The organism is Pseudomonas sp. Van50 (genome assembly GCF_055390755.1).
Window position 1 is genome coordinate 1,619,027 of sequence record NZ_AP024343.1, and the last position, 16,134, is coordinate 1,635,160.

The window sequence follows — 16,134 nt, forward strand, 5'->3', positions numbered from 1 at the left end:
CCACCGCCATCGCGAGCAAGCTCGCTCCCACAGGGATCTCTGTGTACTGGGATATATCGATAGCCAAACAACAATCCGTTCGATAAACGAACACTCAGTCGATTATCGGATTGTTTGGCCTTTTCCCGCAGCTTAATCTTCAGTCACTCCGGCGCTTAACCTCGCGCCTTTTTCTTCATGTCGGTCTACTGGAAAACGGGAGCCTGCCCCATGGCTGAAATCCTTTCGCTGCACGACGCGGTGAAGCAATTCGTCAACGACGGCGATACCGTCGCGCTCGAAGGCTTCACTCACCTGATTCCTACGGCGGCGGGTCATGAAATCATTCGCCAGGGCAAGAAAGACCTGACCCTGGTGCGCATGACACCTGACCTGATCTATGACCAGTTGATCGGCGCCGGTTGTGCTCGCAAATTGATTTTCTCCTGGGGCGGCAACCCTGGCGTCGGGTCGCTGCACCGCTTGCGTGATGCCGTGGAGAAACAATGGCCGCACCCGCTGGAGATCGAGGAGCACAGCCACGCCGACCTGGCCAACGCCTACGTCGCCGGCGCCTCCGGCCTGCCATTCGCGGTGTTGCGGGCCTACGCCGGCTCCGACCTGCCGAAGGTCAACCCGCTGATCAAGAGCGTGACCTGTCCCTTCACCGGTGAAGTATTGGCCGCCGTGCCTTCGGTGCGCCCTGATATCACGGTGATCCACGCCCAGAAAGCCGACCGCAAGGGCAATGTGCTGCTGTGGGGCATTCTCGGTGTGCAGAAAGAAGCCGCCCTGGCCGCCAAGCGTTGCATCGTCACCGTGGAAGAAATCGTCGACGACCTGAATGCGCCGATGAACGCCTGCGTCCTGCCGACCTGGGCGTTGAGCGCGGTGTGCCACGTACCGGGCGGTGCCCATCCGTCCTACGCCCACGGCTACACCGAGCGTGACAATCGCTTTTATCAGGCGTGGGATCCGATCGCTCGGGACCGTGAGACATTTACCGCATGGATCAACGAATACATCCACGGCACTCGGGATTTCAGTGAATTCCAGGCCAGACTGGCAGCTGCTTCGCAGGTGAAACCATGACCTACTCCACCAACGAAATGATGACCGTCGCCGCGGCGCGTCGCTTGAAAAACAATGCCGTGTGCTTCGTTGGCATCGGTCTGCCGTCGAAAGCGGCGAACCTGGCGCGGTTGACCTCGTCGCCGGACGTCGTGCTGATCTACGAATCCGGCCCGATCGGTGCCAAGCCCAGCGTGCTGCCGCTGTCCATCGGCGACGGTGAACTGGCGGAAACCGCCGATACCGTCGTACCGACCGGTGAGATTTTTCGCTACTGGCTGCAGGGCGGGCGTATCGACGTCGGTTTCCTTGGCGCGGCCCAGGTCGACCGTTTCGGCAACATCAACACCACGGTGGTGGGCGACTACCATCAGCCGAAAGTCCGCCTGCCGGGTGCCGGTGGCGCACCGGAAATCGCCGGCTCGGCCAAGAGCGTGTTGATCATCCTCAAGCAGTCGGCGCGTTCGTTTGTCGACAAGCTGGATTTCATCACCTCGGTCGGCCATGGTGAAGGTGGCGATTCGCGCAAGCGTCTCGGTCTGCCGGGCGCAGGGCCCGTGGGTATCATCACCGACTTGTGCATCATGGAACCGGAAGCCGGCAGCCATGAATTCGTGGTCACCGCGCTGCACCCCGGCGTGACCCGCGAGCAAGTCATTGCGGCCACCGGGTGGGCGATCCGTTTCGCCGACCAGGTGCAAACCACCGCCGAGCCGACCGAGGTGGAGCTGCGTGCACTGCGCGACCTTGAAGCTCGCACCGCGGCGGCCCACGGCCAGGCACCGGGAGAAGCCTGATGCGCGACGTTTATATCTGTGATGCGATTCGAACCCCCATCGGTCGGTTCGGCGGCGGTTTGTCCGCGGTCCGCGCCGATGACCTGGCGGCTGTGCCGATCAAGGCGCTGATGGAACGCAACCCATCGGTGGACTGGAACGCGGTGGATGAGGTGTTCCTCGGCTGTGCCAACCAGGCTGGCGAAGACAACCGCAACGTGGCGCGCATGGCGCTGCTGTTGGCGGGCCTGCCGCAGAGCATTCCCGGTGTGACCCTCAATCGTCTTTGCGCCTCGGGCATGGACGCCATCGGCACCGCGTTCCGCGCCATCGCCAGCGGCGAAATGGAACTGGCGATCGCGGGCGGTGTGGAGTCGATGTCCCGTGCGCCGTTCGTGATGGGCAAGGCTGACACCGCGTTCTCCCGCAACATGAAGCTGGAAGACACCACCATCGGCTGGCGTTTCATCAACCCGTTGATGAAAGCCCAGTACGGTGTGGACGCGATGCCGCAGACGGCGGACAACGTGGCCGACGATTACGCCGTGTCCCGCGCCGACCAGGACGCTTTCGCCTTGCGCAGCCAACAGCGCACGGCGGCGGCCCAGGCGGCGGGTTTTTTCGCCGAAGAAATCGTGCCGGTGCGCATCGCCCATAAGAAAGGCGAAACCGTGGTCGAGCAGGACGAGCATCCTCGCGCCGACACCACGTTGGAGACCTTGAGCAAACTCAAGCCGGTCAACGGGCCGGACAAGACCGTCACCGCCGGCAACGCATCCGGCGTGAACGACGGCGCAGCGGCGCTGATCCTGGCCTCGGCCGAGGCGGTGAAAAAACATGGCCTGACGCCTCGCGGCAAAGTGCTGGGCATGGCCAGTGCCGGCGTCGCTCCACGGGTGATGGGCATCGGCCCGGTACCGGCGGTACGTAAGCTCACTGAACGCCTGGGCCTGGCGGTCGCCGATTTCGATGTGATCGAACTCAATGAAGCGTTTGCCAGCCAGGGCCTGGCGGTGCTGCGTGATTTGGGGCTGGCGGACGATGCGCCGCAGGTCAACCCGAACGGCGGCGCCATTGCCCTCGGCCATCCGCTGGGTATGAGTGGGGCGCGTTTGGTGATGACGGCGTTGCACCATCTGGAAAAGACCGGCGGCAAGAAAGGCCTGGCGACCATGTGTGTCGGCGTCGGCCAGGGTCTGGCATTGGCCATCGAACGCGTCTGACGCATCGCTCTACTAATAAGAAACCGAGGAATGCTTCATGACTGACAAGCCTGGTTATCGTCGCCCCCAAGCGGGCACCCAGCCGGAGTATCTGCACCCGCCGTACCAGTCCACCAACCTGCGCTCGCCGTCCAAGCCATTGGTGTTCCTGCCGCATTCGTTGTCGGAAATCACCGGTCCGACTGTCGGCGCCGACCGCGTGCAGGAAAAGGACTACGACCTGACCGCCCAGCATGCCGGCGAGCCACTGGGTGAACGGATCATCATTCACGGGCGCGTGCTGGATGAGCACGGTCAGCCGGTGCCGGGCATCCTGGTGGAAATCTGGCAGGCCAACGCCGCCGGTCGCTACAACCATGACCGTGACAACCACGACGCGCCGCTGGACCCGAATTTCACCGGCACCGGTCGCACTGTCACCGATGCTGATGGTTGGTATCAGTTCCAGACCATCAAGCCTGGCGCCTACCCTTGGGGCAACCACCACAACGCCTGGCGCCCGGCGCATATCCATTTCTCCCTGTTCGGGCCGAGCATCCTGACGCGCCTGGTGACGCAGATGTACTTTCCTGGCGATCCGTTGCTGGAGTACGACCCGATCTACAACTGCGTGCCGGACACGAGTGCCAAGGAACGCCTGATTTCCAATTTCGACCTGGAAAAAACCATCCCTAACTACGCCCTCGGTTATCGCTGGGACATCGTCTTGCGCGGCCGCGATGCCACGCCGATGGAGAAATAAGATGACGCTCACCGCCACCACGTCCCACACCGTTGGCCCGTACTACCACATCGGCCTGACCTGGCTGAACCGCGAAGACCTGACTGTCGCCGAAACCCTCGGCCAACGCGTGGCGATCACCGGGCAGGTGGTCGACGGCAATGGTCAGTTCGTCAACGACGCGATGCTGGAAGTCTGGCAGGCGAACGCCGCCGGCAAATACGCCCACCCGGAAGACGACCAGGACAAACCCCTGGACCCGCATTTCGAAGGCTTCGGCCGAGTGCCGGTAGATGCCGAAGGGCGTTTTCGCTTCACCACCATCAAGCCGGGCACCGTACCGGGGCTGGCAGGCACGATCCAGGCACCGCACCTGGTGGTGCTGGTGTTCGCTCGCGGGCTGGTCAAGCATTTGCTCACGCGCATCTATTTCGACGGCGAACAGGCCAACGAAACCGACCCGCTGCTGGCCTGCGTCCCCGAAGAACGTCGCGGCACAATCGTGGCCAAGCCTGATGCGTCGGGTGTGTACCAGTGGAACGTGATCCTTCAGGGCACAGATGCCGAGACGGTGTTCTTCGATTACTGAGTCATGATTTTCCTGTGGCGAGGGAGCTTGCTCCCGCTCGGCTGCGAAGCAGTCGCAAAACCTGGCACTGGGGTCATCCTGATACACCGGGTCGCCGGCTTTGGGCTTGCTGCGCAAGCCAGCGGGAGCAAGCTCCCTCGCCACAGGGGATATGAACCCAGCCCAGAAGTGTATGAACCCACAGGACCACAGCAATGGCATGAACCCTGTGGGAGCGAGCTTGCTCGCGATGGCGGCGCTATAGGCGCTACCGTTTGAAAGACTGTTTGTGGAACGGGATTGTTACGAAGTGTGTCTAGACTTTGTCCATTCCCCAACGAGTGAATAACCCATGGCCACCCCAATCGTCAGCCACTACACCGGTGAAGAGCGCAGCAAGCGCATCTTCGCCATCGTCGGTGCTTCATCCGGCAACCTGGTCGAATGGTTCGACTTCTACGTCTACGCGTTCTGCGCGATTTATTTCGCGCCGGCGTTCTTTCCGTCCGACAACCCGACGGTGCAACTGGTCAACACGGCCGGTGTGTTCGCCGCCGGGTTCCTGATGCGACCCATCGGTGGCTGGATTTTCGGCCGGGTGGCGGATCGTCACGGGCGCAAGAATTCGATGATGATCTCGGTGCTGATGATGTGTTTCGGCTCATTGCTCATCGCCTGCCTGCCCACCTACAAGGACATCGGCGTCTGGGCGCCGGTGCTGCTGTTGTTCGCGCGTTTGCTGCAGGGCCTGTCGGTGGGCGGCGAGTACGGCACCACCGCCACCTACATGAGCGAAGTCGCCCTCAAGGGCCAGCGCGGTTTCTTCGCCTCGTTCCAGTACGTGACGTTGATCGGTGGGCAACTGCTGGCGGTGTCGCTGGTGGTGATCCTGCAACAGTTTCTCAACGAAGACGAACTGCGTGCCTACGGCTGGCGGATCCCGTTCGTGGTCGGCGCCGTGGCCGCATTGATTTCGCTATTCCTGCGGCGGTCCCTGAAGGAAACCAGCAGCAAGGAAATGCGTGAGAACAAGGACGCTGGCAGCATCGCGGCGCTGTTTCGCGACCACAAGGCCGCGTTCGTCACCGTGCTGGGCTACACCGCCGGCGGTTCGTTGATTTTCTATACCTTCACCACGTACATGCAAAAATACCTGGTGAACACCGCCGGCCTGCACGCCAAGACCGCCAGCTACATCATGACCGGCGCGCTGTTCCTGTACATGTGCATGCAGCCGTTGTTCGGCATGCTGGCGGACAAGATCGGCCGGCGTAATTCCATGCTCTGGTTCGGTGCCCTGGGGGCGTTGTGCACGGTGCCGATCCTGCTGACCCTCAAAAGCATCAGCAGCCCGTTCCTGGCGTTTATCCTGATCACGCTGGCGCTGGCAATCGTCAGTTTCTACACCTCCATCAGTGGCCTGGTGAAAGCCGAGATGTTTCCACCTGAAGTGCGAGCGCTGGGAGTAGGGTTGGCCTATGCGGTGGCCAATGCGATTTTTGGCGGATCGGCCGAATACGTCGCCTTGAGCCTGAAAGCCCAAGGCATGGAAAACGCTTTTTATTGGTATGTCACGGTGATGATGGTCGTGGCATTCCTGTTCAGCCTGCGCCTGCCCAAGCAACCGGCGTATTTGCACCACGACCTTTGACCCAACCGCGCCCGGCCTTGAGGCCGGCGCACCCAAGGACTGTTTATGAGCGAACGACCGGGCAATCAGCTGTTCGATGCCTACTTCACCGCCCGCGACATGCGCGAGGTGTTCTGCGATGCGGGGCGGGTCCAGGCCATGCTGGATGTCGAAGCCGCTTTGGCCCGGGCCGAGGCGCGGGTGGGCTTGATTCCGCAAAGTGCCGTGGCGTCGATCGAAAAGGCCTGTCGCGCCGAGTTTTATGATTTTTCGACGTTGAGCGAAGCAATCGCCAGCGCCGGTAATTCGGCAATTCCGTTGGTCAAGGCGTTGGGCAAGCGCATCGCCGCCGAGGATGCCGAAGCCGAGCGCTACGTGCACTTGGGCGCCACCAGCCAGGACGTGATGGACAGCGGGCTGGTGCTGCAACTGCGCCAGGCGTTGGGCCTGATCGAGGGCGAGTTGGCGCAACTGGCCGCCATCCTGGCCCGACAAGCCGAACGCTACGCCACCACACCGCTGGCCGGACGCACCTGGCTGCAGCACGCCACGCCGGTGACCCTGGGGATGAAAATCGCCGGTTGGCTGGGGGCGATCACCCGCAGTCGCCAACGCTTGAAAGAGCTCAAGCCACGCTTGCTGGTGCTGCAATTTGGCGGTGCTTCCGGGACGCTCGCCGCCTTGGGTGACCAAGCGCTGCCAGTCGCTGAAGCCTTGGCCACCGAATTGCAACTGACCCTGCCCGAGCAGCCGTGGCACACCCAGCGTGATCGTTTGGTGGAGTTTGGCGCGGTGCTGGGGTTGATCGCCGGCAGCCTGGGCAAACTGGGACGCGACATCAGCCTGTTGATGCAGACCGAGGCCGGCGAAGCCTTCGAACCCTCCGCCCCGGGCAAGGGCGGTTCGTCCACCATGCCCCACAAGCGCAACCCGGTGGGCGCGGCGGTGCTGATCGGTGCGGCGACGCGAGTACCTGGTTTGTTGTCGACGCTGTTCAGCGCCATGCCCCAGGAACACGAGCGCAGCCTGGGTCTGTGGCACGCCGAATGGGAAACCTTGCCGGAAATCTGCTGCCTGGTCTCCGGTGCCTTGCAACAGGCGCGACTGCTGGCCGAAGGGCTGGAAGTGGATGCGGCGCGCATGGCCCGCAATCTGGAATTGACCCAAGGGTTGGTGCTGGCCGAAGCCGTCAGCATTGTCCTGGCCCAGCGTGTCGGGCGCGATACCGCCCATCATTTGCTGGAGCAATGTTGCAAGCGCGCCGTGGCCGAACAGCGGCATCTACGCGAGGTGCTGGGAGACGAACCCCAGGTCACCGCGCAGCTATCGGCAACCGAGATTGATCATCTGCTCGACCCGGCGCACTACCTCGGACAAGCCCAGACCTGGGTCGTCCGAGCCGTGGCCGAACACCTTGCCTTGAACGCCTGAAAGGAGATTGTTGTGGGATTCGTCAAACTCGCCGAGGGCGATCTGAACTATTGTTTTGATGAGCGGCGACTGGACGGGACGCAAGACGCCCCGGTGCTGGTGCTCTCCAACTCACTGGGCACTGATTTGCACATGTGGGACGAGCAGGTCGCGGCCTTCAGCGAACACTTTCGTGTGCTGCGTTTCGACACGCGCGGCCATGGTCAATCGCTGGTCACCGAAGGCCCCTACAGCATCGAGCAGCTCGGACGCGACGTGCTGGCGATGCTCGATCAGTTGAACATCGATAAGGTGCATTTCTGTGGCTTGTCCATGGGCGGGCTGATTGGCCAGTGGCTGGGGATCAATGCCGGCGAGCGCCTGCACAAACTGGTGGTGTGCAACACCGCCGCCAAGATCGGCGACCCGTCGGTGTGGAACCCGCGCATCGAAACCGTGCTGCGGGACGGCAAGGATGCGATGGTGGCGTTGCGTGATGCTTCGATCGCCCGCTGGTTTACCGCGGATTTTTCCGAGGCTCATCCTGCGAAGGTGAAGAAAATCACCGACATGCTCGCTGCCACATCGCCCCAGGGCTACGCGGCCAACTGCGCGGCAGTACGCGATGCCGATTTCCGTGAGCAGTTGTCGTCGATTCGTGTGCCACTGCTGGTGGTCGCCGGCACCGAAGATGCCGTGACACCACCGTCGGGTGGGCACTTTATCCAGGAGCGGGTCAGTGGGGCCGAGTACGCCGAGTTCTACGCCGCGCACCTGTCCAACGTCCAGGCCGGCGCTGCGTTCAGCACCCGGGTGCTGGATTTCCTGCTTGATTCCAGCCGCGCCTGAGGAGTTCTTTGTGGACGAGAAACAACGTTACGATGAAGGCATGCAAGTACGCCGCGCGGTACTGGGCGATGCCCACGTCGACCGCAGCCTCGATGCCCTGACCGAGTTCAACAGCGAATTCCAGGAGATGATCACCCGCCATGCCTGGGGCGACATCTGGACCCGCCCAGGCCTGCCGCGCCATACCCGCAGCCTGATCACCATCGCCATGCTGATCGGCATGAACCGCGCCGAAGAACTCAAGCTGCACCTGCGCGCCGCCGCCAACAACGGCGTGAGCCGCAGCGAGATCAAGGAAGTGATCATGCAGAGCGCCATCTACTGCGGCATCCCGGCAGCCAACGCCACCTTCCACCTGGCTGAGTCGGTGTGGGATGAACTGGGCGTCGAGTCGCGGGATTAAGTGGGCTTCATTCCCTGTGGGAGCGAGCTTGCTCGCGATCGCGGTGGTTCAGTTGATGGGGATGTTGAATGTGATGACGCCATCGCGAGCAAGCTCGCTCCCACACTGGATCTTCAGTGAGCACAAATTTTGTGCGCGGCACTGATCCCTGTGGGAGCGAGCTTGCTCGCGATGACGGTGGTACAACCTCCATCCATGTTTGGCTTCTACAGCAGGCTGATCGGATAGCTGATGATCAATCGGTTCTCATCAAACTCGTTGGTGCTGTAGTCCCGACGCATCGTTGAGTTACGCCACTTCACATTCAGGCTCTTCAGTGCGCCGCTCTGCACGGTATAGGCCAGCTCACTTTCCCGGCCCCATTCCTTGCCATCGTCGACCGTGGCGGTGTGCACGTTGTCACCGCTGATGTAGCGGTTCATCAGGGTCAGGCCCGGCACGCCGACCGCGGCGAAGTTGAAGTCGTGGCGCAGTTGCCAGGATTTTTCCTTGGCGTTGTCATAGCTGGAGTTGTAGCTGTCGTTGGCCAGGGTGCCGCCGCTGGTGCCGTTGACGCGCATCCAGGCATCATCGCCGCCGACTTTCTGCAGGCCGACGTAGAAGGTGTTGCCGCCGTATTTGGCCGAGAGCATGGCGAACGCGGTTTTGTTGTCCAGGTCGCCGGCCAGGGCGCTGCCGTCTTCCTTGCCGATGAAGTAGCCAAGGTTGGCGCCCAGGGTCCAGTCGCCGATGGGTTGGCTGTGGGTCAGGTTGAAATATTGCTGCTGGTAGATGTCGGACAGTTCCGCGTACCACACGCCAACCTGGGTGCGTTTTTCGTTGAAGGCGTATTCGCCACCGCCGAAGTTGAAACGGTCGGAGGTGAACGCACCGCGGCCGTTCATGGACATGTCTTCCATGCTTGCGTCGTTGCGCGGGCTGTTGCCACGGAACTGGCCGCCGTAGAGGCTCAGGCCGTTGATTTCGGTGGAGGTCACCTGGCCGCCACGGAAGGTTTGCGGCAGGGAGCGGCCGTCGTCGGAACGCAGGATCGGCAGCACTGGCATCCACTCGCCGACCTTCAATTCGGTCTTCGACACCTTGGCCTTCAGGGCTACGCCCAGGCGCCCAAAGTCATCGGCCGGGCGACCGTCGTCATGCACCGGAAGCAATTGCGTACCCGCCGTGCCACGACCGCCGTCGAGCTTGACCGAGTACATCCCCAGTATGTCCACGCCGAAACCGACCGTGCCCTGGGTGAACCCGGACTTGGCGTCGAGGATGAAACTTTGGGTCCACTCTTCGGCCTTGCCCTGGGCGTTGTTCGGGTTGGTGAAGTTGCGGTTGAAATAGAAGTTACGCAGGTTCAGCGTGGCCTTGGCATCTTCGACAAACCCCGATTCCGCCGCCAGGACTGGCAGGGCGGTACCGCTCAGGGCGACGGCAATGAGGCTGGGGAACAAGTGCTGTGTGGGCTTCATGGGCGTTGTCTCTATTTTTTGTGGACGAAGCGGGTCGTTGCCGCACGTTTTGAAGTTCAGGCGGTAAGGGTGGAGCCAGGGGGGTCAGGGCGATCGGGGATCAGCCGGGCGAGGCGGGGCGTAGGGGCATGGCGTCGAACCTGTTGTTATTGGTTTTGTGCGAGGGATGGTGAAGGGCGGCCCGGGATCGGTTCAATTGCCGTTTGCGGGTTTTGGGCGATTATCGAACAGCAAAAAGGGTCGATTGGTTGGATGAAGAGCCTGTGGGAGCGAGCTTACTCGCGATGGCGGCCTGACAGCCGACCTGATTCTGGCATCTGGACTCCGATCCAATGTGGGAGCGAGCTTGCTCGCGAAGACGATGGCACAGTCGTTGAAGATGTTGAATGCTCCGGCCTCTTCACGAGCAAGCTCGCTCCCACAGGGAAAACGCGGTCCCACCAAGAACCAGGTCGGCTACTAGGCCGCCTCGCGGTGGACGTTGATCTTGGCGCCCCATTAACCACGCTGGCTGAACGAAGGTATTGCGCAGTGGGCAACCCGGCATGGATGCCGGGTTAGCCGCGCTGGGCCATGGATGGCCCTTCGCGGCGGCCCACGGAGCAATGCCTTCGTTCAGGCATGCCGAGCCTAGGCGAGGCACCGAGTGGTGGGGCAAAAGCGCTTTGCTTACTTTCGCGCTCTTCGAAAGTGAGCCGCCGTAAGGGCGGAACCCTAAGTGGCCGTTACCGCAGGAATGGATATGTACTCGATCAACAATTTTCTGGCCGTAAGGCCGCCATCGCGAGCAAGCTCGCTCCCACAAGATTTGTGGCCGGTCTGACAGACGCGGCGATTTTTCCGACGAGGTTTTAAGGTTGCTGCTCAGAAGCGGTATCTCTAGCTTGTACGTGTCGCTGCCAATCCAGCGACCGGGACTGCAAGCCCGCCGAATTCGTTAGGCGCCAGCGCCCGGGCCCACGTCTCGGGCTCCCATTGATGCAGGAGCGCCGTTATGAAAAAACACCATCCTTCTTCGCCATCAGAGAGCACTTTCCCCTACAACGACCCCGATCCAGAAAAGCTCCAAGAGGCCGCAGGCCGAGCACTCGATTACCATCTGGGCACCCACCCTGACCCCAAACCCAAAACCTCAACACAAGTCTTCACCGTCATCGATACCATCGACACGGAGTGTCTCCTGGCCAATCTCAGCGAAACCCTGGCCTCGGCCAATGCCATGGTCAGTGACCTGGCGTTCGAGTTGGAGGGCTCGCGGCGGCATGTCGCGCTCGGCGTGGCGCAGATGATCGAGCTGAGTGAATTGTTGGCTAATCGTGCGCTGGATGTCGTCGACCCGCGTTCGCCAAGTCGGAGTTGAAGCAGGCACAAACAAAAAAGCCCACCTTTCGGTGGGCTTCGTGTTTCTGCAGTCAAGGGTCAATCAGAACAATTTCATCTTCGGCGCTTCTTCTTTCACCGGTTCGTTCTTGCCCGTCTCGGCATTCCAACCACCGCCCAGTGCCTTGTACAAATTGACCTCGCTGGTCAGTTGCGCAAGGCGGTCAGTGATCAGCGACTGTTGCGCGCTGAACAACTGGCGTTGGGCGTCGAGGAAGGTCAGGTTGCTGTCGACGCCGATGCGGTAGCGACGCTCGGCCAGGCGGTAGTAGTCCTGGTTGGCGGCAACGAAGTCGGTCTGGGCCTGCAACTGTTCGTTGTAGGTCTGGCGTGCGGCCAGGCCGTCGGAGACTTCCTGGAACGCTGTCTGAATCGACTTCTCGTACTGCGCGACGTTGATGTCTTTCTGGATCTTGGCGTAGTCCAGGCTCGCTCGCAGGCTGCCGGCGTTGAAGATCGGCAGGTTGATCTGCGGCGCGAAGGTCCAGGTGCCCGAACCGCCCTTGAACAGGCCGGACAGGTCCGGGCTCAAGGTGCCGGCGTTGGCCGTCAGGCTGATGCTCGGGAAGAACGCGGCCCGCGCGGCGCCGATGTTGGCGTTGGCGGCCAGCAGGTTGCGTTCGGCCTGGAGGATGTCCGGACGACGTTGCAGCAGGTCCGACGGCAGCCCGGCCGGCACTTCGCTGAGCAGGTCATCGCTCAACGGTTGCGAGTTCAGGTTGGCCGGCAGGCCGGTGCCCAGCAGCAGGGTCAGGCTGTTTTCGTCCTGGGCCACCTGGCGAGTGTAGCGGGCCAGTTGCACACGAGCGTTTTCCACCGCGGTACGCGCCTGGCTCAGGTCCAGGGCCGAGGCCACGCCGACTTCGGCGCTGCGCGAGGTCAGCTTGAAGCTTTGCTCGTAGGCCCCGAGGGTTTCCTGGGTCAGCTTGAGCAGTTCCTTGTCGGCCTGCCAGGTCAGGTAGGCATTGGCGACGTTGGCCACCAGGCTGATCTGGGTGCTGCGGCGGGCTTCTTCGGTGGCGAAGTAGCTTTGCAATGCTTGCTCGCTCAGGCTGCGAACCCGACCGAACAGGTCCAGTTCATAGGCGCTGATGCCCAGGGTGGCCGAGTAGGAACTGCTGATCGCCGCTTCGCCGGTTTGCGAAGCCCGTGCCGGTACCCGCTGGCGACTACCGGAACCGGTGGCCGAGACCGCCGGGAACAGGTCAGCGCGCTGGATGCGGTATTGCGCGGCGTAGGCATCGATGTTCAGCGCCGCGACGCGCAGGTCGCGGTTGTTTTCCAGGGCGACCTGGATCAGCTGTTGCAACGCCGGGTCATGAAAAAACTGCTTCCAGCCTTGCTCGGCGGCGGCCTGGCCGGGCGCCTTGGCTGCCTCGTAGGCCGGCCCTTGCGGGTATTGCGCCGCGACCGGTGCTTCGGGCCGCTGATAGTCGGGGATCAGCGAGCAGCCGCTGAGCACGGCGGCGGCGATGGTCAGGGAGAGGAGCGACTTGCTCATTGGCCAGCCTCTTTAGAAGTTTCAGGAGTATCGTCCTGGTCCGCATTTTTGCGGCGACCTATCGACGACACGGTCACGAAGAACAAGGGCACCCAGAAAATCGCCAGGATGGTAGCGGTCAACATGCCGCCGATCACACCGGTGCCAATGGCGTGTTGGCTGCCCGAGCCGGCGCCGGTGGAAATCGCCAGCGGGACCACGCCGAGGACGAACGCCAGCGAGGTCATGATAATCGGCCGCAGACGCATCCTACAGGCTTCGATGGCGGCTTCCACCAGCGTTCGTCCCTGTTCGTGAAGTTCCTTGGCGAACTCCACGATCAGAATGGCGTTTTTCGCCGCCAGGCCGATGGTTGTCAACAGGCCCACCTGGAAGTACACATCGTTGGACAGGCCGCGCAAGCTGGTGGCCATCAAGGCACCGATGATCCCCAGTGGCACCACGAGCATGACCGCGATCGGAATCGACCAACTCTCATACAGCGCCGCCAGGCACAGGAACACCATCAGCAGCGACAAGGCATACAACGCCGGCGCCTGGGAACCCGACAGGCGTTCCTCATAGGACAGGCCCGTCCAGGAAATACCCACGCCGGCCGGCAGCTTCTTGGCGATGGCTTCGACTTCGGCCATGGCTTCACCGGTGGAATAACCCGGTGCCGGGGTACCGAGGATCTCCATCGCTTCCACGCCGTTGTAACGCGCCAGTTTCGGCGAGCCGTAGACCCACTCGCCCTTGGCGAACGCAGAGAACGGCACCATGGTCCCGGCGCTGTTGCGCACGTACCACTTCTGCAGGTCCTCGGGGCTCATGCGCGAGTTCGGCTGGCCCTGGACGTACACCCGTTTCACCCGACCACGGTCGATGAAGTCGTTCACATAGTTACTGCCCAGTGCAATCGACAGGGTGTTGTTGATCTCCGAGAGCGTGATGCCCAGCGCGCTGGCTTTCTCGTCATCGATTTCCAACTGGTATTGCGGTTCATCGTTCAGACCGTTCGGACGTACCTGGGCCAGCACCTTGCTCTGGGACGCCATGCCCAGGAACTGGTTACGGGCTTCCATCAGCTTGTCGTGGCCGATGCCGGCACGGTCCTGCAGGAACACGTCGAAACCGGTGGCGTTACCCAGTTCCATCACCGCCGGCGGGGCGAAGGCGAACACCATGGCGTCGCGGAAGGTGAAGAAGTGTTGCTGGGCGCGGCCAGCGATCTTGAACACGGTGTTGTCAGCGTTACGCTCTTCCCATGGCTTGAGCATGATGAATGCCAGGCCCGAGCTTTGGCCACGACCGGCGAAGTTAAAGCCGGTCACGGTAAACACCGAGGCCACACCGTCGCCTTCGCCGCCGTCCTTGCTGGGGCGCAGCAGGAACTCGCGCATGTTGTCCACCACCACCTGGGTGCGCTCGGCACTGGAGCCGGCCGGTGTCTGTACCTGGGCAAACAGCACGCCCTGGTCTTCTTCCGGCAGGAACGCTGTCGGGATACGGGTGAACAGCCAGACCATGCCGACCACGATGATCACGTAGGCCAGCAGGTACGGGGCCTTGTGCTTGAGCATGTTGCCCACGCCACGTTCGTAGCTCCTGACGCCACGGTCGAAGGTGCGGTTGAACCAGCCGAAGAAGCCGCGTTTCGGCGTGCCGTGCTCGCCTTTCGGAATGGCCTTGAGCATGGTGGCGCACAGGGCAGGGGTGAAGATCAGTGCCACCAGTACCGACAGGGCCATGGCCGAGACGATGGTGATGGAGAACTGCTTGTAGATCACACCGGTGGACCCGCCGAAGAACGCCATCGGCAGCAGTACCGCCGAGAGCACCAGGGCGATACCCACCAGGGCCCCCTGGATCTGGCCCATGGATTTTTTCGTGGCTTCCTTGGGCGACAGGCCTTCTTCGCTCATCACCCGTTCGACGTTTTCCACCACGACGATGGCGTCGTCCACCAGCAAGCCGATGGCCAGCACCATGCCGAACATGGTCAGGGTGTTGATGCTGAAGCCGAATGCCGCGAGGATCCCGAAGGTGCCCAGCAGTACCACCGGCACGGTCATCGTGGTGATGATGGTGGCGCGGAAATTCTGCAGGAACAGGAACATCACCAGGAACACCAGCACGACCGCTTCGACCAGGGTCTCGACCACGCCCTTGATCGATTCGCTCACCACCGGGGTGGTGTCGTACGGGAACACCACTTCCAGGCCTTGCGGGAAGAATGGCTTGAGGTCGTCGACGGTCTTGCGCAGGGCCTTGGCCGTGTCGAGGGCGTTGGCGCCGGTGGCGAGCCTCACCGCCAGCCCGGAAGCCGGGAGGCCGTTGAACTGGGCGTTGATGCTGTAGTTTTCACCGCCGAGGGCGACATCCGCCACATCGCCGACACGCACTTGCGAGCCGTCCGGATTGACCTTGAGCAAGATGGCCTTGAACTGCTCGGCGGTCTGCAGGCGGGTCTTGCCGATGATGGTGGCGTTCAGTTGCTGGCCGGGCATGGCAGGCAGGCCGCCGAGCTGGCCGGAGGCGATCTGGACGTTCTGCGCGGAAATGGCCGTGCTCACATCCACCGGGGTCAGGTTGAAGTTGTTCAGCTTGGCCGGGTCGAGCCAGATGCGCATGGCGTACTGGGCGCCGAACACCTGGAAGTCACCGACACCGGCGGTGCGCGAGATCGGGTCCTGCATGTTGGACACGATGTAGTTGGACAAGTCTTCCCGGGTCATGCTGCCGTCACGCGACACCACGCCGATCACCATCAGGAAGTTTCTCACTGACTTGGTGACGCGGATGCCCTGTTGCTGCACTTCTTGCGGCAGCAATGGAGTGGCCAGGTTCAGCTTGTTCTGGACCTGGACCTGGGCGGTATCGGAGTTGGTGCCCTGCTCGAAGGTCGCGGTGATGGTCATGCTGCCGTCGGAGTTACTTTCCGAGGACACATAACGCAGGTTGTCGATACCGTTGAGCTGCTGCTCGATGACCTGCACCACGGTGTCCTGCACGGTCTGCGCGGACGCACCCGGGTAGGTCACCTGGATGGCAATGGCCGGCGGCGCGATGCTCGGGTACTGGTTGATCGGCAATTTGAGAATCGATAGAGCCCCGACCAGCATGATCACCAGGGCGATCACCCAGGCGAAAATCGGACGGTCGATGAAAAATTTCGACATGG

13 protein-coding genes are annotated in these 16,134 nt (G+C 62.2%); 10 read left to right on the forward strand and 3 right to left on the reverse strand.

The window, feature by feature from the left end; all coding sequences use genetic code 11:
* Positions 1-210 precede the first annotated feature (210 nt).
* The 9 genes from ACZ5M5_RS07135 (at position 211) to pcaC (ending at position 8,630) form a co-directional block, all read left to right on the forward strand.
* A complete protein-coding gene (locus tag ACZ5M5_RS07135) occupies positions 211-1,071 on the forward strand; it encodes a CoA transferase subunit A (protein ID WP_072409760.1) in 861 nt (286 codons plus the stop codon).
* Complete coding sequence (locus ACZ5M5_RS07140) at positions 1,068-1,847, forward strand: CoA-transferase subunit beta (RefSeq protein WP_053182625.1); 780 nt, start codon at positions 1,068-1,070, stop codon at positions 1,845-1,847. Before ACZ5M5_RS07135 ends, ACZ5M5_RS07140 begins: the two co-directional genes overlap by 4 nt.
* The gene (pcaF, locus tag ACZ5M5_RS07145; protein WP_176814202.1) at positions 1,844-3,049 is read left to right on the forward strand and encodes a 3-oxoadipyl-CoA thiolase; all 1,206 of its coding nucleotides are present in this window, start codon (positions 1,844-1,846) and stop codon (positions 3,047-3,049) included. The genes ACZ5M5_RS07140 and pcaF overlap by 4 nt, the downstream gene beginning before the upstream one ends.
* Positions 3,050-3,086: 37 nt before the next feature.
* Positions 3,087-3,791 carry a protocatechuate 3,4-dioxygenase subunit beta gene (pcaH, locus tag ACZ5M5_RS07150; RefSeq protein ID WP_464738819.1) on the forward strand — a complete coding sequence of 235 codons (705 nt, stop codon included), beginning with the start codon at positions 3,087-3,089 and terminating at the stop codon, positions 3,789-3,791.
* Position 3,792: 1 nt separating this feature from the next.
* A complete protein-coding gene (gene pcaG / locus ACZ5M5_RS07155) occupies positions 3,793-4,359 on the forward strand; it encodes a protocatechuate 3,4-dioxygenase subunit alpha (RefSeq protein ID WP_464738820.1) in 567 nt (188 codons plus the stop codon).
* A gap of 331 nt (positions 4,360-4,690) precedes the next feature.
* On the forward strand, positions 4,691-5,989 hold the full coding sequence (locus ACZ5M5_RS07160) for an MFS family transporter (protein ID WP_464738821.1): 1,299 nt from the start codon (positions 4,691-4,693) through the stop codon (positions 5,987-5,989).
* A 45-nt stretch (positions 5,990-6,034) separates the two neighbouring features.
* The gene (locus tag ACZ5M5_RS07165) at positions 6,035-7,399 is read left to right on the forward strand and encodes a 3-carboxy-cis,cis-muconate cycloisomerase (RefSeq protein ID WP_464738822.1); all 1,365 of its coding nucleotides are present in this window, start codon (positions 6,035-6,037) and stop codon (positions 7,397-7,399) included.
* A gap of 12 nt (positions 7,400-7,411) precedes the next feature.
* Positions 7,412-8,227 (forward strand): 3-oxoadipate enol-lactonase, encoded by an 816-nt coding sequence (gene pcaD / locus ACZ5M5_RS07170; protein ID WP_192262222.1) that lies wholly within the window; start codon positions 7,412-7,414, stop codon positions 8,225-8,227.
* Between the two features lie 10 nt (positions 8,228-8,237).
* Complete coding sequence (gene pcaC / locus ACZ5M5_RS07175) at positions 8,238-8,630, forward strand: 4-carboxymuconolactone decarboxylase (RefSeq protein WP_092172689.1); 393 nt, start codon at positions 8,238-8,240, stop codon at positions 8,628-8,630.
* 206 nt (positions 8,631-8,836) lie between these two features.
* On the opposite strand, the gene ACZ5M5_RS07180 is transcribed toward pcaC, so the two are convergent.
* On the reverse strand, positions 8,837-10,090 hold the full coding sequence (locus ACZ5M5_RS07180; protein WP_060738817.1) for an OprD family porin: 1,254 nt from the start codon (positions 10,088-10,090) through the stop codon (positions 8,837-8,839).
* Between the two features lie 994 nt (positions 10,091-11,084).
* Here ACZ5M5_RS07180 and ACZ5M5_RS07185 point away from each other — a divergent pair.
* Positions 11,085-11,450, forward strand: a complete 366-nt coding sequence (locus tag ACZ5M5_RS07185; RefSeq protein WP_464738823.1) for a DUF6124 family protein — start codon at positions 11,085-11,087, stop codon at positions 11,448-11,450.
* 63 nt (positions 11,451-11,513) lie between these two features.
* Here the strand turns inward: ACZ5M5_RS07185 and adeC are convergent, their stop codons facing one another.
* Positions 11,514-12,971: an AdeC/AdeK/OprM family multidrug efflux complex outer membrane factor gene (gene adeC / locus ACZ5M5_RS07190; protein WP_464738824.1), complete on the reverse strand. Its 1,458-nt coding sequence runs from the start codon at positions 12,969-12,971 to the stop codon at positions 11,514-11,516.
* Positions 12,968-16,132 carry an efflux RND transporter permease subunit EmhB gene (emhB, locus tag ACZ5M5_RS07195; RefSeq protein WP_103310578.1) on the reverse strand — a complete coding sequence of 1,055 codons (3,165 nt, stop codon included), beginning with the start codon at positions 16,130-16,132 and terminating at the stop codon, positions 12,968-12,970. Before emhB ends, adeC begins: the two co-directional genes overlap by 4 nt.
* Positions 16,133-16,134: the final 2 nt, after the last annotated feature.

Excerpts from the sequence above, each read along its gene's own strand:
- ACZ5M5_RS07135 (WP_072409760.1), top strand. The coding sequence starts at position 211 with ATGGCTGAAATCCTTTCGCTGCACGACGCGGTGAAGCAATTCGTCAAC.
- ACZ5M5_RS07140 (WP_053182625.1), top strand. The coding sequence starts at position 1,068 with ATGACCTACTCCACCAACGAAATGATGACCGTCGCCGCGGCGCGTCGC.
- pcaH (WP_464738819.1), top strand. The coding sequence starts at position 3,087 with ATGACTGACAAGCCTGGTTATCGTCGCCCCCAAGCGGGCACCCAGCCG.
- pcaG (WP_464738820.1), top strand. The coding sequence starts at position 3,793 with ATGACGCTCACCGCCACCACGTCCCACACCGTTGGCCCGTACTACCAC.
- ACZ5M5_RS07160 (WP_464738821.1), top strand. The coding sequence starts at position 4,691 with ATGGCCACCCCAATCGTCAGCCACTACACCGGTGAAGAGCGCAGCAAG.
- ACZ5M5_RS07165 (WP_464738822.1), top strand. The coding sequence starts at position 6,035 with ATGAGCGAACGACCGGGCAATCAGCTGTTCGATGCCTACTTCACCGCC.
- ACZ5M5_RS07180 (WP_060738817.1), bottom strand. The coding sequence starts at position 10,090 with ATGAAGCCCACACAGCACTTGTTCCCCAGCCTCATTGCCGTCGCCCTG.
- ACZ5M5_RS07185 (WP_464738823.1), top strand. The coding sequence starts at position 11,085 with ATGAAAAAACACCATCCTTCTTCGCCATCAGAGAGCACTTTCCCCTAC.
- adeC (WP_464738824.1), bottom strand. The coding sequence starts at position 12,971 with ATGAGCAAGTCGCTCCTCTCCCTGACCATCGCCGCCGCCGTGCTCAGC.
- emhB (WP_103310578.1), bottom strand. The coding sequence starts at position 16,132 with ATGTCGAAATTTTTCATCGACCGTCCGATTTTCGCCTGGGTGATCGCC.